The 19,470-nt window shown below is 40.3% G+C and carries 21 protein-coding genes and 2 pseudogenes; 8 read left to right on the top strand and 15 right to left on the bottom strand.

Annotated features, from left to right (window positions below):
- Nucleotides 1-156 precede the first annotated feature (156 nt).
- The 3 genes and pseudogenes from A1D25_RS03040 to A1D25_RS03030 all read right to left on the bottom strand — a co-directional run bounded on the left by A1D25_RS03040 (nucleotide 157) and on the right by A1D25_RS03030 (nucleotide 1,310).
- A pseudogene (locus tag A1D25_RS03040) lies at nucleotides 157-619 on the bottom strand (phage virion morphogenesis protein).
- Entirely contained in the window at nucleotides 619-1,095 is a 477-nt protein-coding gene (locus tag A1D25_RS03035; protein WP_157394229.1) for a phage tail protein, read from the bottom strand. The pseudogene A1D25_RS03040 and the gene A1D25_RS03035 overlap by 1 nt, the downstream one beginning before the upstream one ends.
- Nucleotides 1,092-1,310, bottom strand: a complete 219-nt coding sequence (locus A1D25_RS03030; protein ID WP_157394228.1) for a TraR/DksA family transcriptional regulator — start codon at nucleotides 1,308-1,310, stop codon at nucleotides 1,092-1,094. The genes A1D25_RS03035 and A1D25_RS03030 overlap by 4 nt, the downstream gene beginning before the upstream one ends.
- A gap of 83 nt (nucleotides 1,311-1,393) precedes the next feature.
- Between A1D25_RS03030 and A1D25_RS03025 the strand changes: the two genes are divergently transcribed.
- Both A1D25_RS03025 and A1D25_RS03020 read left to right on the top strand, forming a co-directional pair.
- On the top strand, nucleotides 1,394-1,576 hold the full coding sequence (locus A1D25_RS03025) for a type II toxin-antitoxin system HicA family toxin (RefSeq protein ID WP_157394227.1): 183 nt from the start codon (nucleotides 1,394-1,396) through the stop codon (nucleotides 1,574-1,576).
- Nucleotides 1,577-1,606: 30 nt separating this feature from the next.
- Entirely contained in the window at nucleotides 1,607-2,053 is a 447-nt protein-coding gene (locus A1D25_RS03020) for a type II toxin-antitoxin system HicB family antitoxin (protein ID WP_157394226.1), read from the top strand.
- A gap of 47 nt (nucleotides 2,054-2,100) precedes the next feature.
- On the opposite strand, the pseudogene lysC reads toward A1D25_RS03020, so the two are convergent.
- From lysC to A1D25_RS02980, 9 genes and pseudogenes are all read right to left on the bottom strand, one after another.
- Nucleotides 2,101-2,301 (bottom strand): annotated as a pseudogene (gene lysC / locus A1D25_RS11245) (Rz1-like lysis system protein LysC); the annotation flags it as partial.
- On the bottom strand, nucleotides 2,213-2,677 hold the full coding sequence (locus tag A1D25_RS03015; RefSeq protein WP_157394225.1) for a hypothetical protein: 465 nt from the start codon (nucleotides 2,675-2,677) through the stop codon (nucleotides 2,213-2,215). The pseudogene lysC and the gene A1D25_RS03015, both read right to left, overlap by 89 nt.
- On the bottom strand, nucleotides 2,662-3,189 hold the full coding sequence (locus A1D25_RS03010) for a lysozyme (protein ID WP_157394238.1): 528 nt from the start codon (nucleotides 3,187-3,189) through the stop codon (nucleotides 2,662-2,664). The genes A1D25_RS03015 and A1D25_RS03010 overlap by 16 nt, the downstream gene beginning before the upstream one ends.
- Nucleotides 3,173-3,382, bottom strand: coding sequence for a phage holin (locus tag A1D25_RS03005; protein WP_157394224.1), 210 nt, complete (start codon nucleotides 3,380-3,382; stop codon nucleotides 3,173-3,175). Before A1D25_RS03005 ends, A1D25_RS03010 begins: the two co-directional genes overlap by 17 nt.
- Nucleotides 3,383-3,385: 3 nt before the next feature.
- Nucleotides 3,386-3,592: a tail protein X gene (locus tag A1D25_RS03000; protein WP_157394223.1), complete on the bottom strand. Its 207-nt coding sequence runs from the start codon at nucleotides 3,590-3,592 to the stop codon at nucleotides 3,386-3,388.
- A complete protein-coding gene (locus tag A1D25_RS02995; protein ID WP_157394222.1) occupies nucleotides 3,589-4,074 on the bottom strand; it encodes a head completion/stabilization protein in 486 nt (161 codons plus the stop codon). The genes A1D25_RS03000 and A1D25_RS02995 overlap by 4 nt, the downstream gene beginning before the upstream one ends.
- A gap of 113 nt (nucleotides 4,075-4,187) precedes the next feature.
- Entirely contained in the window at nucleotides 4,188-4,850 is a 663-nt protein-coding gene (locus A1D25_RS02990; protein ID WP_157394221.1) for a phage terminase small subunit, read from the bottom strand.
- Between the two features lie 7 nt (nucleotides 4,851-4,857).
- Entirely contained in the window at nucleotides 4,858-5,904 is a 1,047-nt protein-coding gene (locus A1D25_RS02985) for a phage major capsid protein, P2 family (RefSeq protein WP_157394220.1), read from the bottom strand.
- A gap of 33 nt (nucleotides 5,905-5,937) precedes the next feature.
- A complete protein-coding gene (locus tag A1D25_RS02980) occupies nucleotides 5,938-6,735 on the bottom strand; it encodes a GPO family capsid scaffolding protein (RefSeq protein ID WP_157394219.1) in 798 nt (265 codons plus the stop codon).
- Nucleotides 6,736-6,909: 174 nt separating this feature from the next.
- On the opposite strand from A1D25_RS02980, the gene A1D25_RS02970 reads away from it, so the two are divergent.
- Complete coding sequence (locus A1D25_RS02970) at nucleotides 6,910-8,685, top strand: terminase large subunit domain-containing protein (protein WP_157394217.1); 1,776 nt, start codon at nucleotides 6,910-6,912, stop codon at nucleotides 8,683-8,685.
- 8 nt (nucleotides 8,686-8,693) lie between these two features.
- Nucleotides 8,694-9,668 (top strand): phage portal protein, encoded by a 975-nt coding sequence (locus tag A1D25_RS02965; protein WP_157394216.1) that lies wholly within the window; start codon nucleotides 8,694-8,696, stop codon nucleotides 9,666-9,668.
- A gap of 662 nt (nucleotides 9,669-10,330) precedes the next feature.
- Here the strand turns inward: A1D25_RS02965 and nth are convergent.
- The 3 genes from nth to proB are packed head-to-tail and all read right to left on the bottom strand — an operon-like array spanning nucleotide 10,331 to nucleotide 12,852.
- Nucleotides 10,331-10,966, bottom strand: coding sequence for an endonuclease III (gene nth, locus A1D25_RS02960; protein WP_157394215.1), 636 nt, complete (start codon nucleotides 10,964-10,966; stop codon nucleotides 10,331-10,333).
- Nucleotides 10,966-11,727, bottom strand: coding sequence for a TSUP family transporter (locus tag A1D25_RS02955; protein WP_157394214.1), 762 nt, complete (start codon nucleotides 11,725-11,727; stop codon nucleotides 10,966-10,968). The genes nth and A1D25_RS02955 overlap by 1 nt, the downstream gene beginning before the upstream one ends.
- A 24-nt stretch (nucleotides 11,728-11,751) precedes the next feature.
- Complete coding sequence (gene proB, locus A1D25_RS02950) at nucleotides 11,752-12,852, bottom strand: glutamate 5-kinase (RefSeq protein WP_157394213.1); 1,101 nt, start codon at nucleotides 12,850-12,852, stop codon at nucleotides 11,752-11,754.
- A gap of 212 nt (nucleotides 12,853-13,064) precedes the next feature.
- On the opposite strand from proB, the gene A1D25_RS02945 reads away from it, so the two are divergent.
- From A1D25_RS02945 to A1D25_RS02930, 4 genes are all read left to right on the top strand, one after another.
- Nucleotides 13,065-13,550, top strand: coding sequence for a dihydrofolate reductase (locus A1D25_RS02945; RefSeq protein WP_157394212.1), 486 nt, complete (start codon nucleotides 13,065-13,067; stop codon nucleotides 13,548-13,550).
- Between the two features lie 158 nt (nucleotides 13,551-13,708).
- Nucleotides 13,709-14,959, top strand: a complete 1,251-nt coding sequence (icd, locus tag A1D25_RS02940) for an NADP-dependent isocitrate dehydrogenase (protein ID WP_157394211.1) — start codon at nucleotides 13,709-13,711, stop codon at nucleotides 14,957-14,959.
- A 488-nt stretch (nucleotides 14,960-15,447) separates the two neighbouring features.
- Nucleotides 15,448-18,051: a bifunctional aconitate hydratase 2/2-methylisocitrate dehydratase gene (gene acnB / locus A1D25_RS02935; RefSeq protein WP_157394210.1), complete on the top strand. Its 2,604-nt coding sequence runs from the start codon at nucleotides 15,448-15,450 to the stop codon at nucleotides 18,049-18,051.
- A gap of 90 nt (nucleotides 18,052-18,141) precedes the next feature.
- The gene (locus A1D25_RS02930; RefSeq protein ID WP_157394209.1) at nucleotides 18,142-19,422 is read left to right on the top strand and encodes a citrate synthase; all 1,281 of its coding nucleotides are present in this window, start codon (nucleotides 18,142-18,144) and stop codon (nucleotides 19,420-19,422) included.
- The last annotated feature ends 48 nt before the right edge of the window (nucleotides 19,423-19,470 follow it).

Below are 19,470 nucleotides of genomic sequence, written 5' to 3'. Positions count from 1 at the left end.
TATTTTGGTTGCTTATTTCTGTTGTCAGTGCTTGTGTAATCTCATTGTTCTTTTCTCCTTTCATTATGATTATAATTGCCATACTAGAAGGGACTATTAAACTATTCTCTCGAAGAACAGAAATCTAGTTACAAGCGGTCATTTTCGACCGCTTTTTTACGTCCCATCAGCTAACGCCTTAATCACAAAATCTTCAATCATCTGTATATCTTCATCACTAAAGCCTAATAATTCCCGTTGTTCATATTTTACTTTCCAATCTGCTCGGCGATTAACTCTTGCACGCAAGCCATACTGGTGAACATTGGCAATGTTGGCATCACTTCCGCTATAACCTAATTCAATGCCTTCAGCTGTTCTGCGTAACTTCATAAATCGGGGCGTGGCGATTTTACGGAACATTGCTTGCTGTTTAATGCTCCCTTTTCGGCTTTTTTTGGGGTTTGCGTGGGGCGAAGGCAGTGCCGTCTGGGTTTTGTTGTGCTTTAATCCGTCTGCGTTGGCTTCTTGCCAGCTCTCGCCCGATTTGTTGGTAGAGTAAATGACGGCGTGATTTGCTGATATTTTGCAATAATCCATCAAATGCTGCTTTCACTTGTAACATATCATCGCTTGCCATTATTGCTCCAGTACTGTTCGCTCATACACTTTTTCGCCTTTGACAAAAATGGTGATTTTTTCAATCGGTTGCCAGTCTGTCGGCTGTGGTTCGTTGGCGTGGTGAACCTGATACGCCTCGCCTTGTTGTTGCACGATGACACGTTCGGTTAAAGGAATTTTAATGTAAATATCGTGAGTGGCGTTGTTATTTGGATCAATCTCAAAGCTGATCTTATCTTGGCTATTTGGATTGTAGATTAGCTCCGATTGCTGTTCTCGTACAAATTCCATCACTGGCACAAACAGTAAATCAGGGTGGTCGGGAAAATCGGTAACGATAATCTCTAACTCGTAATGATACTGATAGCTCAAAGAGTTCGCCCCCGTAGTCTGAATTTTACCGTTGCTGTAAAACAGCTGGAGTTGCTCAGGATTATTGGCAAAGTAGGGAATACTTTGTGTCAGTAGTTTGCGTAGGCGTTCGGGTTTGATCATTTGCGGTAACCTTTGGCTTTGTGTTCGTAAATTTGTTGGCAGTCGATGCAACGTGTACAACCGATAACGTGTTTTCTGCGAGCCTCGGGGATCACTTCGTCACAATCTTGGCAGTGCGTTAAACTGCAAGCGGTTGGTTTGTTGCGTAGTTTTGCAAGTGCAAATTCTCGCTCTTTTTCCGCTAATTCATTGGCTTTGTCTATTTGGTCTTGCATTTTTTCTCCGTTTAAATAAATAATACTTGCATTATGTGTAAATGTGTATATAATTAACCTTGATTAAGATAACAGGAGGAAGCATGCACTCACGTGACTTAATCAAGGAGCTTAAAGCTAACGGTTGTTATCTCGTTAGGCAGGGCAAAGGGTCTCATCAGATTTGGTACTCACCAAAAACAGGAAAGACCTTCCCAGTTGCTCATCCGAACGAAGACATCAAAATCGGAACTTTAAAATCCATCAAAAAATCGGCGGGGCTTTAAGCTCCGCCGAGCTTAACAAGGAGCTTACAAATGATTTTTACTGTTGGTGTTGAAACCCCAGATAACGAAAACCAAGCCTATGGAATGATTGTTCCAGCCCTTTGCCAGCTTGATTATGGTTGCTTTAGTGCTGCCGATGAAGTCGAAGACTTACTTCCAATGGTAAGCGAAGCAATCACAATGATGATTGAAAGTATGGCTGAAGATGGTTTCGATCTCACAACACTTAAAGATAAAGGCGTTACTCATTACAAAAACGATCCCGAATATGCCGATTTTGATACTTGGCTATTAGTGGATATTGATGTCACTGAATATCTTGGTTCAAAACAACGTATCAACATCACAATGCCACAACATCTTTTAAGTCGTATTGATCGCCGAGTAGCATCAATGCCTTACTATAAAGACCGTAGCCATTTTCTTGCTACTGCAGCTCATCGAGAGCTATACGCACATTCCAATCAGGAAATGTAGCAATCCCCCTACGCTCAACAGCTCCTCTGATTGAGCGTAGTTTTTCTTTATTTCAAATTCCGATTGTACCCCTCTACACATTCCGCCCAGCTTTTTAGCTCAATTTGACAAAATTCAATGGTTGTAAGGGCTTTATCTAAAGCAATGACAAGATCACCGTTATTTTTTAGCTGGAATTTGGGCATTTGGCACTGTTGGCTGGGTGGGCAAGCCAGTGGGAGCGGTTTGATGGTTCGATAATGTACCGCTTCGTTGGTTGAGCAACCTGCCAATGCCATTAGGGATAGGCTGATCACGCCAGTTTTTAACATTGTCCAGTTCTTGAATAATTTCATTGGTGCGTTCCTCAGCTTGATTGAGTTTGGCCAATACTTGTTGATGTAGTTTTTCAATCTGTTGTTGGTATCGTTGAATGTGGCTTTGGGCTAGTTCGAGCTGATTGGCTAGGTTTTGATTGTCCGATCTCACTAGGGCAATTTCAGTTTGTTGAGCTTGGTTTTGGGCTTGTAGCACTTTGCGTTCGTAGCATAAGAATGCGTTAATGAGTACGCCAATCATCAAAGCGATACTCATTGCTTTGTTAAAACTAGGAGCGATACATAATCGGGCTACTTGGCTAAACATAATGCTCTCTCTTTTTCTCGTCTGATGGTTAAGCCTTTCAGCACTTTTCCGCCTGCTTTGTTCCAGCGTGGAAACTGCTCGCACATTTCAGGGCTATATTTTGTTTGTGCAAGGCGAAATAGGGTGGATTTTTGCATTGCCCCACAACCGACATTGAAAGTAAGCGACACCATTGCATCAAATGCCCCTTGTGGCATATTTCTGCCGTTGCCGTAGCGATTAACGCAATTTTCAGCCAAGCGAATATCGTTCGCCCAGCGTTCTGCAATTTCTTGATCCGAATAGATTTTCTTCGGTTCGATTGGCTCGCCACCTGCTGATGTAGAGCCAATCCCTACCGTTAGCACGTTTGCAGGGCAAATATATGGGTCACGTCTGCAGCCTTCAGCATTACCGATAATGGCAAGCCCTTGTTCGCTGGTGCGAATGTCGGGTTGTTGTTTGACTAAGGCGATAATGCCTGCGATTGAGCAAATGAAACCTGCTGCACCATATTTAAGGTTTTTGTTCATCATCAAGATCCTTTAGCTGTTTTTGGTAGTATTTTTCTTTGAGCTTGATTTCCCGTTCTTTGTAATACCAGTTCATTAAAATGGTGCTTGCACCAAAGATAATACCTAAGATAACGCCCCAATCAGACAGGGTTAGGCTGGTAAGAACAGTAATAAACGCACCAAAGAGTGATGTTGAGTCCTGTTTGTTCATTGGCTAATTCCATAGCTGAATAGTCGCTTTGATTGCCTGCTGAGTTGGGAGCGTGTCAGGCATTTCAATTTCTTGCCCTAAGTTAAGTATGGGTTGATGAGCAAGCTGTGGATTGAGTTTTAGGGCAATTTCCACCAGCTCTGCAGTTCGTCCATATTGGCGATACAGTACGCTGTCGAGCGTGTCGTCTTGATGGGCGATGAGTTTCATATTAGCTCCGATGTCCAACGGTTGATATTGAGTAAATCTCGAATGGCAAAACGAGCATCACGCCTTAAATCATCAACGGAATTTTCATACTCTTGGGCTTTGTCTGTTCCGTCTTTGGTGCTATCAAAGCTGCGGTAGCGTTCGTAGAGATTTGCCATTGCCAAGCAATAAACCGCTCGTTTGTAGCGATGAATGAGTAAGCTCTCGCCTGCAATTTCTTCGCTGTCGATTTCATCTAAAGCGGAAACCTTGGATTTTTGCATTAAAGGTTTTAGCTCTTGATTGATACTTGCAATTGCTTCTATCACTGCATTTTTTAAGCGGTTTTCCGTCACAGTGCCGTCTGCTCGCATTGCGTTGCGAACGTCATTCAGTGAGATGTCAGGGAAAAAACCGTTATTACGGATATATTCGTTTGTTGGCTCAATGGCTGATTTATCGGCAACCTTGGCTGTTTTAGGAATGGTGATGACATTTTCCATTTGCAAAAATCCTGTATGATCTCACCGCTTATAAAAAAACGGGGTGGGGACTAATCAAAGGTGAATACATTCGCTTTTTTCGTCCGCCCCGTTGGCTGCGAGGTTTGCTCGGTTTATGGGGTGTCAGCTTTGTTGAGTTGCTTTCGCAACTTTTTAATGTTGCCTTGCACACCCACGTTTAAATTAAGTGTTAATGCTCGTTCTAAATAGTTAAGTGCCGTTTCGGGCTGTGCGGTTTCAAGCAGTAAGCCAATTTCACGATACAGTCTCGCACGGCTTTCATCGGGCATATCTTTCTCTTTGGTGAGTTCATCTACTCGTAATAAGTAGCTCACTTCAAAGGGCTTTTGCACCTTTTGGGCTTTTTTCGCTGCATCGGCAAATTCTTCAGCCAGCATTGAGCAAAGCGAACGGCTGAAACCGTCAGGCAGTGTAAGCTCTTGATGAATGGCATATTCAGCAATTTGTAAGGCGAGATGATATTCCGCACAATCGACCGCCCAGACTTGCCACGTCATCAGGACGTTATCCTGTTTGCCATTTCCTGCACTTAATGCACCTTCAATCCAGGGTAAATAGTGGTGAAGTATGCTTTTCTTATAGCTGGCTCGCTGTTCCATTGAGGCAATGGCTTTGAGGTCTTTTTTGTGGCGTGCCAGTAGGTAGAGCATTTGTTCGTAGGCGTTGAGATTTTCTAGCAACACTTGCTCATTAGAATGAGCAAGTGCAGCAGACGCCTTACGCAGATGAATTTGAGCGGGAGAAAGACGTTCCATTATTTACCTATTTCACATCTTCTAGCACGATATTTTCAATCAATGCCGCACATTCATAATCTTCAATTTTGTAATCAATATTTCGTGATAAGTAATCTTCAATACGATCACGTTTTGGATTATTTTGAATAAAGCGACGAGTTGTTCCTTCTTGCATATAGATTGAAAGGTTGTCTAGTCGTGTGATTAACATCGCATTTTTCGGGAAGAAAGGTACACGAATTGCTTTTAAGCCACCAATCTGTTTTTGTGAAACAATTACTTGGCTTGCAAGTTGATCTGTTGGCTTTAAATCTTGGTTAATCATCGTAAAGTATTTATCGTGTAAGATTTCACGACCACAGATGACCACTAAATCTGTATCTTCCGCATAAACTTCGTGGATAAGAGTATTCACCGCATCAGTAACAAGAGCATCAAGGTTTTCATAACCTTTACCAGCATTATCTCCTGTGCCTTGCCCTTTACCGACTTTGATTTTATTTTCAGTCTCTGCACCGTTCATTACCTTTGTACCGCTCGTATCTTCACGAAGCTGCTGTAACCAACCTTTTTTTACATCTTGTAATAAATTATTTGAGCTTGGATTTGATGTTGCTGCACGACTTGTTCCATTCCACCCCATCATAATTAAGTTAAGAGCAATAGTTTTTTGTGTTTGACTTGCGACTTTTTCTTGGAAGTCAGGGTGTTTTGCCCACTCGTCTAAACGAGCCCAACGAATATGACTGTCAAAGTTTACTTGTTCACAGTTGTAGGTGCGTTTATCCAAATTGAGCAAATCTTTAGTTTGGCGATCTTGTGTGTTAGTGTCGGTGGTACTCGCAATAATTTGTGCAACGCCTAAACCAATCATTTCACCTTTCATTGAAGTAACAGATGGTGTATTAATCCATTGTAGGAATTGTGAGCTTTGAAGTACCTTCTCTTTTAATTTTTGTTCTGGTACAGCTTGTACAGAAAAACCTTCTTTAACATCTTCAGCAGTTACGCCATTAAGATGAGCAATGCGAGAAATATAGGCGTTATACAGTTGTTTAGTTTCATTTTTCATAAAAAATTCTCAGTTAGTACGGTAAAGGTTAAATTAGCAATCAGTTTCAATAACTACTGAACCACCCGTAATTTCAGGACGTGGAGTGAAATTTGCTTCAGGTTGGTTGGCGATAAGCTCAACTTGGTTTTGTAAAGCGGTGAGATCAGCCGTCAGTTTTGCAATTTCCGCATTTTTAGCCTCAAGCTGTGTGGAATGAGCAGTAATTTCCTGTGCTAATAATTCAATGGTTTTTTGGTGTTCCTTGAATTGTTCTGCGTTATCTGTGCGTTGCTGACTAAACATTGCCTTGATTTTGGCAAGGAAACTTTCTTTTTCATCGGTAAATTCCAAATAGGTTTCTACCGCTTCGCTGAAAACATTTTCAGGGCGTTCTTTACGATGATTAAATGGGTTAGATTTAGATTGTTTAGCAAAACTCAGCATTTCTGTGCCAAGGCTGGCAGGGTCGTCTGTAACCGCTAATCCCACTAAATACGCTTCGCCCGTGTCGGCAAAATTCGGATCAACTTCAATTGAAGTGTAAATTTTTTGGCGAGCTTTATTCAACGCAACTAATTCAGGCGTTGGGTCAATTTGAGCTAAGAGCTGTAATTTGCCGTCTTCCCGTTCTTCTGCTTTCACAGCTAACACATCGCCATAACATTTTGAATGGGGTTCGTTTTCACGATAAAACCACGTTTTAATATGTTCTAAATTCACTCTCGCCCCAAAAGTATTTTCAGGGTCGTAGTTTTTTGCCATTTGCTCAATCCACGAGCGATGAATGTTGCGTCCGTCTGTCGTTGCCCCTTCCGTTGCCACAACAAACCATTTTGATTTAGTTGCCATACTGTTTCCTGTTGTAAGGTTATAAACTGGATTTAAAAACGCTGTGATGATGAAAGGATTTTTTATTAGGGGCAAATGGTGGGCGTTGTGATGTGTTTTTTAACAGTGGCGAGCGTTGGGCGAGATCTACGGCTATCTCTACAATCACACCAAATTTATCGTTAATGCCTTGAAATGACTGAACTTGCAAAAAATTCTGAGAATCTAACCGCTTTAATCAATATCAATACGCAACGAGAAGCCCAGCAGAAGTATTGGGCAGGCTATTCTTTAACGGAAATTTCTCGTTTGCTAAATATTCCCGTTTCAACCATTGCCAGTTGGAAAAAACGGCAGAAATGGGACGAAGCCTCTATTTTTGAGCGTGTCAGTGGCAGTTTAGAGAGCCGTTATATTTTGCTTTTGCAAAAAGACGTGAAAACAGGCAGTGATTTAAAAGAACTGGATTTTTTAATGCGTCAGATGAAAGATGCCGCACGCATTCAAAAATATAACAGCGGTGGTAATGAAGCCGATCTTAATCCCAAAATTCGCAATCGCAACAAGGGCGAACGCAAGCCAGCAGATAAAAATCCGATTTCACCTGAGCAGGAAGAATTGCTCATCAATGGCTTTATGCAAGGAATGTTCCAGTATCAGCGACATTGGTATCAAGCAGGCGAAATACACCGTATTCGTAATATTTTGAAAAGTCGTCAAATTGGGGCGACTTATTATTTTGCCCACGAAGCCTTCATTGATGCGTTGAAAACAGGAAGAAATCAGATTTTCCTGTCAGCCAGTAAAAAACAGGCGTTGATGTTCCGCTCTTACATTACCCAATATGCCCGAAAAACTGCCGATGTAGAGCTGAAAGGCGAAACAATTTTATTACCCAACGGGGCGGAGTTGATTTTCTTGGGAACGAACTCGGCAACGGCCCAATCTTACCACGGTAATTTGTACTTCGATGAAATCTTTTGGGTGCCAAAATTTGATGAAATGCGGAAAGTAGCTTCAGCAATGGCATCACAAAAACAGTATCGTCAAACTTATTTCTCCACCCCAACAACGACTGCCAGTGCAGCTTATGAGTTTTGGTCGGGCAAAGCATTCAATCGTGATCGTCCTGAAAATGAGCGTGTGGAAATTGATATTTCTCACGAAAATTTAAAAGGCGGAAAATTCTGTGCCGACCGTCAATGGCGACAAATTGTGAATATTTATGATGCCGAGCAAGGCGGTTGTAATCTGTTTGATATTGAACAACTCAAATTTGAGAACTCATCGGCTGAATTTGAACAGCTCTATATGTGCCAATTTGCTGATGATGATTCAAGCATTTTCAAATTTGATGACCTGCAGCGTTGTGCGGTGGATTCCTACGAAGAATGGAAAGACTTTAAGCCATTTTATGCCCGTCCATTTGGTAATCGTGAAGTATGGATTGGCTACGACCCTGCATTTACAGGCGATAAAGCTGCGTTAGTAATTGTTGCCCCACCTCGTGTTGAAGGCGGTGAATATCGGGTGTTACATTATGACACCTTTCACGGCTTGGATTATCAGCAACAAGCCGACAAAATTCGCCATTACACACAATCTTATAATGTAACGAAAATAACTATTGACCGCACAGGAATGGGCGATGGCGTATTTCAGAACGTGAAGCGATTTTTCCCTCGTGCCGTTGGCTTAACGTATAACGTGGATTTGAAAAATGAGATGGTGATGAAAACGCTCAATCTGATTCAGAAAGGGCGGTTAAAATTCGATGGCAAAGAAATTGCCGTCAGTTTTATGACCATTAAAAAACAATCAACTCGCAGTGGTCGCCAAATAACCTATGTTTCCGATCGCTCCGCAGATGCTAGCCACGGTGATATTGCGTGGGCGATTATGAGCTGTTTGCTCAATGAATCTTACAGTGGCACAAAAGCCACTCGCACCATTATCCCTTTTGATTATTAGGACGAACGATGACAACACAATTTTTTAGCTTAGGCGAGCCGTTACCCGTTTTAGACAGTGCCGATATTCTCAATTATTTAGAATCGGTGTTGATGTTTGAGAAATATTATAATCCACCTGTGGATTTTACAGGTCTTGCTAAAGCCGTTAAAGCAACAGCTCATCATCAAAGTGCTTTGAGTGTAAAGAAAAACATTTTGATGAGTACTTGCCAAACTTCATCGCTATTTCCTCGTGCTGAACTAGAAAAATTTGTGCAAGATTTTCTCGTATTTGGCAACGCCTATTTACAACGTGAACGTAACAAAGCCTTGCAAATTATGCGACTAAACGTACCGCTTGCAAAATATATGCGGCGTGGGAAAGAGCAAGGTAAATATTATTTGCTTACTAACGATTTCAACGAGTTTGAATTTAAACAAGGCGAAATTTTTCACTTGAAACAAGCAGACATCAACCAAGAAATCTACGGATTACCCGACTATTTAGGGGCGTTACAATCTGCCTTGCTCAATGAGAGTGCTACATTGTTTCGCCGTAAATATTATTTAAACGGTGCTCACGCTGGAAGCATTATCTATATGACCGACCCGATGGCAAATGAAACGGATGTCGATGTTTTAAAAGAGCAACTGAAACAAGCCAAAGGAAAGGGCAATTTCAAGAACTTATTTTTATATGCCCCCGATGGTAAAGAAAATGGCATCAAAGTGATTCCTCTGTCTGATGTGGTCGCTAAAGATGAGTTTCTCAACATAAAAAATACGAGCCGAGATGATATTCTTGCCGCCCATCGTGTACCACCGCAGTTAATGGGGATTATCCCAAACAATACAGGCGGATTTGGCGACATAGAAAAAGCAGGTAAAGTGTTTTTTATCAATGAAATCAAACCGCTACAACAACGCCTTAACGAGATCAATGAATGGGTAGGGCAAGAAGTGATTACCTTCACACCTTACGAGTTACTCGCAGAAAGTTAAAGCCTCCTCTCAACATTCCACCCGCTCATAAGCGGGTATTTTCTGGCCAAAATTTACAGCCTTTCATCTGCCTTTAAATAAATAGCCCTCCCTGAGTTTATTATACAAAACCGATCTTTTAGCAAAAGCAGAAAAATAAAATTTAGACGATTTTTTCACCCATTCCCCCACCCAAAAATCGCCGTCAAGACCTCGCCTCGCCCGCACACTAAATATATGTGTTTTTACGCAAATGCAAAAAACCGATCCTTACAAGCCACACAAAAGCCCAAATGGATCTTTAATTTAGATCTTTTTAACGCAAATTTATGCAGAATTACGCAAAAATCTTATGATTGTTATATCATAATTTGATCGGACTTGAGCGAATGGGGAAAACATCGGGGAAATGTCATTTTACATTTATACGGTGATGTAGTTGCAATCTATTTTTGACTTAAAAAATCAAAAATCGGTACACGCCTCCACAGTTTAATCCTAATCAGTCCAATTTAGTACAAAAAACAATCTAAAAACTAGTAAGTCCAATGTTTTGACGTAAGATACATTATGCCAGTTAATACCTTTAATCCAGCTGAGTAAGATACAAGTGACGCCATACGAGCGTCCATTTATTGAATACAACAAATTAGGATTTGTCATCAGTCTGATTAAGCCAACATTTAAATCTCAGTCTTTTCTTTAAATTCACAAAGATCTTCAATAATACAAGAGCCACAACGGGGTTTTCTTGCAATGCAAGTATAGCGACCGTGTAGGATTAACCAGTGGTGAACATCAACTTTAAATTCATCAGGAACTACTTTAAGTAATTTTTCTTCGACTTTTACTACGTCTTTTCCTGGAGCAAAGTTAGTGCGATTTGACACTCGGAAAATATGGGTATCTACCGCAATAGTAGGCTGACCGAAGGCGGTATTTAGCACCACATTTGCAGTTTTTCTGCCTACACCTGCCAGTGCTTCAAGTTCTTCTCGTGTTTGCGGTACTTCGCCATTATGTTTTTCCAATAAATCACGACAAGTTTTAATGATATTTTCTGCTTTGCTGTTATATAGCCCAATGGTTTTGATGTATTCTTTTAGCCCGTCTAAGCCAAGATCTAAAATGGCTTGTGGCGTGTTTGCCACAGGGTAGAGTTTTGCAGTGGCTTTATTGACTCCCACATCAGTGGCTTGGGCGGAAAGTATAACCGCAATCAATAATTCAAAAGGGTTGTTATAGTTTAATTCCGTTGTTGGGTGCGGATTTTGTTCTCGTAATCTTGTTAAAATTTCTACACGTTTTTCTTTGTTCATTAAAAATATCCCTGATCCCACAACATCTTGCAGACCATAATAAATGACATTGTTACAATAAGCGGTCGGATAATGTGTTTCCCTTTCGTTACCACCATTCTTGCACCAATGTTCCCACCAATAAATTGCCCAACTAACATCACAAAGCCGACTTTCCATAAGATAGCCCCACCTAAAATAAAGAAGATCAGCGATGCAAAATTAGAGGTAAAGTTAAGAATTTTAGCGTGAGCCACGCCTTTTGTTAAATTAAAACCGAGTAATAATACAAAAGCTAGGGTAAAGAATGAGCCTGTCGCAGGCCCAAACATACCATCGTAAAAGCCAACACCTAATGCCGCAGTAAAAGCAAATAATGGATAGCTAATTCTCTGTTTTCGATCTTCATCGCCCAAACTTGGACTAAATAAAAAATAGCCACCGATAATAAAAACCAAAAAAGGTAAAATCGTTTTAAGTTGTTCCACATCTAGCATTTGTACAAAAATAGCACCGAGTGAAGCACCAATAAAAGTGAGCAAAATAAGCAAGCGAATCTGTTTTATTTCAACCGCTTTTTGACGAATAAAATAGAGAGAAGCTGAAAAAGAACCCCCACAGGCTTGTAGTTTATTTGTGCCTAATGCCATTGCAGGCGGAACGCCTACGGCAAGCAAGGCTGGAATGGTGATTAAACCACCACCACCAGCGATAGCATCAATAGTACCTGCAACCAATGCTGCGGTAAACAGTAGAGCTAAAACATCAAATGTGAGTTCCATTTTCTCTCCTTATTTTACTTTTATCTAAGCATAAACGACCATTTCATCACGATGAATTGCCACCGAACCAAATTCATAGCCTAAAATTGTTTCGATTTCATTAGATTTTTTACCCTTAATGCGTTGTAATGCATCACTGTTATAGCGACTAATGCCTAAGGCTAACAATTTACCACTACGGTTGGTTATTTTAACCACTTCACCACGAGCAAATTGCCCGTCAATATGCTGAATACCTGCTGGAAGAAGGGATTTATGTTGAACTAATAGGGCATTTTCTGCACCGTCATCAACCACAAGGATACCTGCTGGTGGTGCACCAAATAGCCACTGTTTTCTACCTTCTAATTTATCTTGTTGAGCGAGAAAACGTGTGCCAATCTCATCTCCTTGAGCCAATTTAACAATCACATTATCCAGTTCGCCAGAGGCAATCAAGGTTTCAACCCCAGAACGAGTTGCAATATCAGCGGCAATTACCTTTGTACTCATTCCGCCTGTGCCGAGCGTTGTTCCACTGCCACCTGCCATTTGGCGAATTTCTGGGGTGATTTTATCCACAACCGCAATACGTTGAGCATTTGGATTTTTTCTCGGATCGCTGTCATAAAGTCCTTGTTGATCCGTTAATAAAATTAACTGTTCTGCTTGAGCAAGAATTGCCACTAATGCCGACAAATTGTCGTTATCGCCAATTCTAAATTCTGCCGTAGCTACCGCATCATTTTCATTGATTATTGGGATAATTTGTTGATCAAGTAAGGCATTTAGCGTATCTCTTGCATTAAGAAAGTGCTCTTTATTTTCAATATCTGCCCGAGTTAATAGCACTTGACCAATTTTGATGTTGTAGATAGAGAATAAACTCTCCCACACTTGAATAAGCTGGCTTTGTCCAACGGCAGCCAATAGTTGTTTAGAAGCAAGGGTTTGAGGAAGTTCTCGATGATTGAGGTAATCACGCCCAGCAGCCACAGCTCCAGAAGAGACAACAACCAAGCGAAAACCTTGTTGGTGTAATGTCGCCAGTTGTTTAACGATTTCTAACATATGTGGGCGACTTAAACTTTTTGTGCCGTGAGTGAGTGTGCTTGTTCCGAGTTTAATAACGATAGTCTTATTCATAACAATTTGTAAAAAAATAAAGGAAACTGACCGCTATTATCAGATAAATTCCCTTATTTTGCTATGAGTATAAAAGATTATTTATAACAATGAGTTATATTGATGACACTTTAAACTTTAGATTGAACAATATATAGCCCCTAATACTAATTTTCGGTATGATAATTGTATAAATTAAAAATGAAGTATTTAAATTTTTACAAGGTCATTTTATGAATATTGGTTTAATTGTTGCTCGAACTTTAAATAAAGTAATCGGAAAAGATAATGCAATGCCTTGGCATCTGCCTGTCGATTTAGCGTGGTTTAGACAAAATACGGTTGGAAAACCAGTCATTATGGGGCGAAAAACCTATGAATCTATTGGACGATTACTCCCTAAGCGTCCAAATATTATTCTTTCTCGCTCTAATTTTGTCGTAGAAGGGGCTTATTCTGCAACAAGCCTTGAACAAGCGGTGGAATTAGCAAAAAATCTTGCATCAGAGCAAGAAATTATGATCATCGGGGGAGGAGAGTTATTTAAGCAAGCAATGCCACTGGCGAATAAACTTTACTTAACAGAAATTCAAGCAAATATTGATGGTGACACTTTTTTTGAATTTGATGAACAGGAATGGAAGTTAATTCAAGAAAATTGGTCTGAAATTGATGAGCAAAATGCTTATCGTTGTCGCTTTATGCTTTTGACCCGTTAAATTTTTTAATTAACAATTAAAATGTGATCTAATCAGCAAATTTACAAAAAATTTTGTGAATCATACCGCTTTTAATTGACTTACCGACTAATACAAATTACCTTTGGTTAATTATTTGTTAATAAAATGTTATTTGTAAAAGTGGTAAAGGGGGAACTATGTCATTTCACGTTGTACAACCAAAAGATGGAGAGGCTATCAAATTAAGTCAAGATGGTTCTTTAATTGTACCCGATCATCTTATTATTCCATTTATTGAAGGCGATGGCATAGGTGTAGATGTTACGCCTGCTATGAAAACAGTGATAGATGCAGCCGTTGCGAAAGCATATCAAGGTAAGCGTAAAATTGAATGGTTAGAAATTTATGCAGGTGAAAAAGCCAATCAATTATATGGCGAAAATGTGTGGTTGCCTGATGAAACATTAGATCTAATTAAACAATATCATATTGCGATTAAAGGCCCTTTGATGACCCCAGTCGGTGGTGGTATTCGTTCATTAAATGTTGCAATGCGTCAAGGGTTAGATCTCTATAATTGCTTGCGTCCGATTCGTTATTATGAAGGAACGCCAAGCCCAGTTAAGCACCCTGAATTAGTTGATATGGTGATTTTTCGTGAAAACTCCGAAGATATTTACGTAGGTGTAGAATGGGTGGCTGGATCGGCAGAAGCCGATAAAGTGATCGCATTTTTACAACAAGAAATGGGAGTGAAGAAAATTCGTTTCCCACAAGAGTGTGGCATTGGTATTAAACCTGTTTCTAAACAAGGTACGCAACGTTTGGTACGAGCTGCATTACAGTATGTTATTGATAACAATAGAGATTCACTTACTCTCGTGCATAAAGGTAATATTATGAAATTTACCGAAGGAGCATTTAAAGAGTGGGGCTACCAAGTTGCAAAAGAGTTTGGGGCAGAGCCTATTGATAATGGACCTTGGCATCGTTTAGTTAATCCGAAAACAGGCAAAGAGATTATTATTAAAGATTCTATTGCTGATGCATTTTTACAAGAAATTCTGTTACACCCAACAGAGTATGATGTTATTGCTACCTTAAACCTAAATGGCGACTATATTTCCGATGCGTTAGCTGCTCAAGTAGGCGGAATTGGGATCTCGCCAGGGGCGAACATTGGTTTTGAGGCAGCTATTTTTGAAGCAACACACGGTACAGCACCTAAAATTGCGGGGCAAAATAAAGCAAACCCGGGGTCAATTATTTTAAGTGGTGAAATGATGTTACGCCATTTAGGTTGGACAGAAGCAGCGGATCTTGTGGTGAATGCGGTATCTAAAACGATTGCTAATAAAACAGTTACCTTTGATTTTGCAGAAACCTTAGACGGAGCAACATTACGATCTACATCGGAATTTGCACAAGATATTGTAAATAATTTATAAAATCTGACCGCTTGTCTGGTGTTATATATTGAGATTTATCTTTCTACAATAACGGGATAGAAGCCATTCACATCATTGAATGGCTTCAGACTGCTGATAAACTTAAAAATGCTGTTAAATATACTGTACAAATCTGCCCCCGTTTACGGGGGAAGTACCCGAACGAGAGTTCGGGGGTAGGGGGAAAATATTTGGCTGTACTAAATTTAGCTAACAAAATAGAGTAGCCCCCTTCGGCTCGCTTTGCTCGCCACTTCCCCCGCAAGCGGGGGCAGAATTTAATTAATCAATTCTATGATAAATAAGTTTGTCAATAATCTAAAGCCATTCACATCATTGAATGGCTTTTCTTTTTGAACAAATTTGCCAAATGTTACAAAATTTTGTGATTTTGTTATCAAATTGTAAAATTTGAGCTTGCCTTTTTATTTTCTAGCATTATGATGAAGATATCTCTCATAGATTATTTTTGAAGTGGAGATTTTCTTATGTCTTTCTTAAATGATTACCGTAAACTTGTGGCAGAACGTGAAGCATTGGGGGTTGTACCTTTACCACTCAATGCAGAGCAAACTGCTGAACTTATTGAATTATTCAAAAATCCTATTCAATCTGAAGCCACTTTTCTGCTTGAATTATTTGAAAATCGTATTCCAGCAGGGGTAGATGAAGCTGCTTATGTTAAAGCCTCTTTTTTAGCATCTATTGCCAAAGATGAAGTGCAATCGCCCTTAATTTCACCACAGAGAGCTGTTGAATTACTTGGCACAATGCAAGGTGGTTATAACATTCAACCTTTATTAGATGCGTTAGATAACCAAAGGTTAGCCCCTTTTGCTGTGACTGCATTATCTGATACTTTATTGATGTTTGATAATTTCCACGATGTTGTAGAAAAAGCGAAACAAGGCAACCAATTTGCACAGCAAGTCTTGCAGTCTTGGGCTGATGCTGAGTGGTTTTTATCTCGTCCAAAATTAGCTGAAAAACTAACGCTAACTGTATTTAAAGTAACAGGGGAAACCAATACGGACGATTTATCGCCAGCTCAAGATGCGTGGTCTCGCCCTGATATTCCACTGCACGCTTTAGCAATGCTAAAAAATGAGCGTGATGGTATTGAACCTGATCAGGCAGGTGTTGTAGGTCCAATGCAACAAATTGCACAGTTAAAAGAGAAAGGATTTCCGCTTGTCTATGTGGGAGATGTAGTGGGAACAGGCTCTTCACGCAAATCAGCAACTAACTCAGTACTTTGGTTAATGGGTGATGATATTCCTTACATTCCAAATAAACGGGCTGGTGGTGTGGTCTTAGGCGGTAAAATTGCTCCAATTTTTTTCAATACAATGGAAGATGCAGGCTCTTTACCGATTGAAGTTGATGTTAGCCAACTTAATATGGGCGATGTGATCGACCTTTATCCTTATCAAGGCAAAATTTGTAAACACAATAGTGATGAAGTATTGGCGACCTTTACTTTAAAAACAGACGTTTTGCTTGATGAGGTGCGTGCTGGTGGGCGTATTCCGTTGATTATCGGACGTGGTTTAACACATAAAGCAAGAACTGAATTAGGCTTACCTGAAAGCGATGTTTTTGTGAAACCAAAAGCAACGCAAGACTCGACTAAAGGTTATACCTTAGCTCAAAAAATGGTAGGAAGAGCTTGTGGTGTAGAAGGTATTAGAGCAGGGCAGTATTGCGAACCAAGAATGACAAGCGTTGGCTCTCAGGATACCACAGGGCCAATGACGCGTGATGAATTAAAAGATCTCGCTTGTTTAGGGTTCTCCGCAGATTTAGTAATGCAATCTTTCTGCCATACAGCAGCTTATCCAAAACCTGTTGATGTAGTAACGCATCATACATTACCTGATTTTATTATGAACCGAGCGGGTGTTTCGTTACGCCCTGGCGATGGGGTTATTCATTCGTGGCTAAATCGAATGTTACTACCAGACACAGTGGGGACAGGCGGTGATTCTCACACTCGTTTTCCTATTGGGATCTCATTTCCTGCTGGTTCTGGCTTGGTTGCTTTTGCCGCTGCAACAGGCGTTATGCCACTGGATATGCCCGAATCTGTCCTTGTTCGTTTCAAAGGCGAATTACAAGCAGGCATTACATTACGCGATTTAGTTCACGCCATTCCTTATTATGCCATTCAACAAGGTTTACTAACCGTTGAAAAAGCAGGTAAAAAGAATATTTTTTCGGGGCGAATTCTTGAAATTGAAGGGTTAGAACACCTGAAAGTAGAACAAGCCTTTGAATTATCCGATGCATCAGCAGAACGTTCTGCTGCGGCTTGTACCATTAAATTAGATAAAGAGCCAGTGATCGAATATCTCAACTCAAACATTGTGTTACTCAAATGGATGATTTCGGAAGGTTACGGTGATGTGCGTACTTTAGAACGCCGTATCAACGCAATGCAGGCTTGGATAGATAACCCACAATTATTGGAAGCAGATGACGATGCAGAATATGCAGCGGTTATTGAGATTGATTTGAATGAAATCAAAGAACCGATTGTCTGTGCACCGAACGATCCTGATGATGCGAGAAAACTTTCAGATGTACAAGGCGATAAAGTTGATGAAGTCTTTATTGGTTCTTGTATGACAAATATCGGGCATTTCCGAGCAGCAGGTAAACTATTAAGTCAATCTACGGCAATGTTACCGACACGCTTATGGGTTGTGCCACCAACAAGAATGGATGCAGCTTTGCTAACGGAAGAAGGCTATTACAGCATCTATGGTAAAAGCGGGGCAAGGGTTGAAATTCCAGGTTGTTCACTTTGTATGGGAAATCAAGCAAGAGTAGCAGACGGCTCAACGGTTGTTTCAACTTCTACTCGTAACTTCCCAAATCGTATGGGAAAAGGAGCATTTGTTTATCTGGCATCAGCAGAACTTTCGGCGGTTTGTGCCTTACTGGGTAGAATTCCGACACTAGATGAATATTTGAGTTATGTAAACAGTTTGGATAACGATAAAGAAGACACCTATCGTTATATGAATTTCAACGAAATCAATAGCTATATGAAAAAAGCTGATGAAGTTATCTTCCAGACTGTCGCATAGCAAATAAAAGACAAGGCAAGCGGTCGGATTATTGCAAAATTTTACTCATAACTTACCGCTTGAAAATAACAATAAACAGGGGGAATGAATATGCCTAAACTACATCCAACTTTAACGGCAGAGTTACAACTCAGTGATGGACGTAAATTTAGTTTACCAGTGTATCAAAGTAACTTAGGTTATGATGCAATCGGAGTGGAATCATTACAAAAAGAGAAATTATTCACCTACGATCAGGGGCTAACTTCTACGGCGTTATGTGAATCTAGTATTACTTATATTGATGGTGATCAGGGGATCTTGTTGCATCGTGGCTACCCGATTGATGAATTAGCATTGCATAAAAGCTACCTTGATGTTGCTTATTTATTATTAAACGGTGAATTACCCAATACAGAAGAGTTAGAGGCATTTAAAAAAGAGATCTGCTCTCATTATATGGTAAATGAACAATTTACCCGATTATTTCAAGGTTTCCGCCGAGATTCGCACCCAATGGCAGTAATGTGTGCGGCAAGTAGTGCATTAGCCGCTTTCTATCACGATATTTTAGAAGATAGCCAAAGCTCTCGTGATAAAACCGCTATTCGTTTGTTGGCTAAAATGCCGACATTAGCAGCGATGTGTTACAAATACAGCATCGGTCGCCCATTTATGTATCCGCAATATAATCTCTCTTATGCAGGAAACTTCTTGTATATGATGTTTGCGACCCCTTGTGAGCCTTATATTGTAAACTCAGTATTAGAACGTGCGATGGATCGTATTTTTACCCTACACGCAGATCACGAGCAAAATGCCTCAACATCTTCAGTGCGAAGTGTGGCATCATCTGGCCCTAATCCATTTGCGTGTATAGCAGCAGGTATTGCATCTCTTTGGGGACCAGCACACGGTGGAGCAAACGAAGCCTGTATCAAAATGCTAGAAGAAATTGGCACTGTTGATCGCATTCCAGAATTTATTGCTCGAGCTAAAGATAAAAATGATCCATTCCGTTTAATGGGATTTGGGCATCGAGTGTATAAAAATTATGACCCTAGAGCGAAAGTAATGCGTGAGACTTGCCACGAAGTACTTAAAGAGCTAGGTGTTACCACACCATTACTTGAAGTAGCAATGGAACTAGAACGAATTGCATTAAGTGATCCATACTTTATTGAGCGTAAACTTTATCCAAATGTCGATTTCTATTCAGGCATTATTTTACAAGCTATTGGTATTCCGACCTCAATGTTTACGGTTATTTTTGCATTAGCAAGAACAGTAGGGTGGATTGCAAACTGGAAAGAAATGTGCGAAGAAAGCCTGAAAATTGTTCGCCCAAGACAAATTTACACAGGTCATACAGAACGTCATATAACAGATTAAGCAGAAGGGGCTACGACCCTGATCTGCTTCCCAATTTGTTGTATCCAA

Origin of the sequence: Ursidibacter arcticus (assembly GCF_009761375.1) — a bacterium.
Lineage (GTDB): Bacteria > Pseudomonadota > Gammaproteobacteria > Enterobacterales > Pasteurellaceae > Ursidibacter > Ursidibacter arcticus.
The sequence above is the reverse complement of the archived record's forward strand: the minus strand, read 5'-3'. Positions and strand labels throughout refer to the sequence as shown.

Excerpts from the sequence above, each read along its gene's own strand:
- A1D25_RS02990 (WP_157394221.1), bottom strand. The coding sequence starts at position 4,850 with ATGGAACGTCTTTCTCCCGCTCAAATTCATCTGCGTAAGGCGTCTGCT.
- A1D25_RS03015 (WP_157394225.1), bottom strand. The coding sequence starts at position 2,677 with ATGTTTAGCCAAGTAGCCCGATTATGTATCGCTCCTAGTTTTAACAAA.
- A1D25_RS02955 (WP_157394214.1), bottom strand. The coding sequence starts at position 11,727 with ATGGAACTCACATTTGATGTTTTAGCTCTACTGTTTACCGCAGCATTG.
- icd (WP_157394211.1), top strand. The coding sequence starts at position 13,709 with ATGTCATTTCACGTTGTACAACCAAAAGATGGAGAGGCTATCAAATTA.
- A1D25_RS02980 (WP_157394219.1), bottom strand. The coding sequence starts at position 6,735 with ATGGCAACTAAATCAAAATGGTTTGTTGTGGCAACGGAAGGGGCAACG.
- A1D25_RS03020 (WP_157394226.1), top strand. The coding sequence starts at position 1,607 with ATGATTTTTACTGTTGGTGTTGAAACCCCAGATAACGAAAACCAAGCC.
- A1D25_RS02985 (WP_157394220.1), bottom strand. The coding sequence starts at position 5,904 with ATGAAAAATGAAACTAAACAACTGTATAACGCCTATATTTCTCGCATT.
- A1D25_RS03005 (WP_157394224.1), bottom strand. The coding sequence starts at position 3,382 with ATGAACAAACAGGACTCAACATCACTCTTTGGTGCGTTTATTACTGTT.
- A1D25_RS02945 (WP_157394212.1), top strand. The coding sequence starts at position 13,065 with ATGAATATTGGTTTAATTGTTGCTCGAACTTTAAATAAAGTAATCGGA.
- A1D25_RS03025 (WP_157394227.1), top strand. The coding sequence starts at position 1,394 with ATGCACTCACGTGACTTAATCAAGGAGCTTAAAGCTAACGGTTGTTAT.
- A1D25_RS03030 (WP_157394228.1), bottom strand. The coding sequence starts at position 1,310 with ATGCAAGACCAAATAGACAAAGCCAATGAATTAGCGGAAAAAGAGCGA.
- A1D25_RS03035 (WP_157394229.1), bottom strand. The coding sequence starts at position 1,095 with ATGATCAAACCCGAACGCCTACGCAAACTACTGACACAAAGTATTCCC.
- A1D25_RS03010 (WP_157394238.1), bottom strand. The coding sequence starts at position 3,189 with ATGAACAAAAACCTTAAATATGGTGCAGCAGGTTTCATTTGCTCAATC.
- A1D25_RS02995 (WP_157394222.1), bottom strand. The coding sequence starts at position 4,074 with ATGGAAAATGTCATCACCATTCCTAAAACAGCCAAGGTTGCCGATAAA.
- acnB (WP_157394210.1), top strand. The coding sequence starts at position 15,448 with ATGTCTTTCTTAAATGATTACCGTAAACTTGTGGCAGAACGTGAAGCA.
- A1D25_RS02930 (WP_157394209.1), top strand. The coding sequence starts at position 18,142 with ATGCCTAAACTACATCCAACTTTAACGGCAGAGTTACAACTCAGTGAT.
- nth (WP_157394215.1), bottom strand. The coding sequence starts at position 10,966 with ATGAACAAAGAAAAACGTGTAGAAATTTTAACAAGATTACGAGAACAA.
- A1D25_RS02965 (WP_157394216.1), top strand. The coding sequence starts at position 8,694 with ATGACAACACAATTTTTTAGCTTAGGCGAGCCGTTACCCGTTTTAGAC.
- A1D25_RS02970 (WP_157394217.1), top strand. The coding sequence starts at position 6,910 with ATGACTGAACTTGCAAAAAATTCTGAGAATCTAACCGCTTTAATCAAT.
- proB (WP_157394213.1), bottom strand. The coding sequence starts at position 12,852 with ATGAATAAGACTATCGTTATTAAACTCGGAACAAGCACACTCACTCAC.
- A1D25_RS03000 (WP_157394223.1), bottom strand. The coding sequence starts at position 3,592 with ATGAAACTCATCGCCCATCAAGACGACACGCTCGACAGCGTACTGTAT.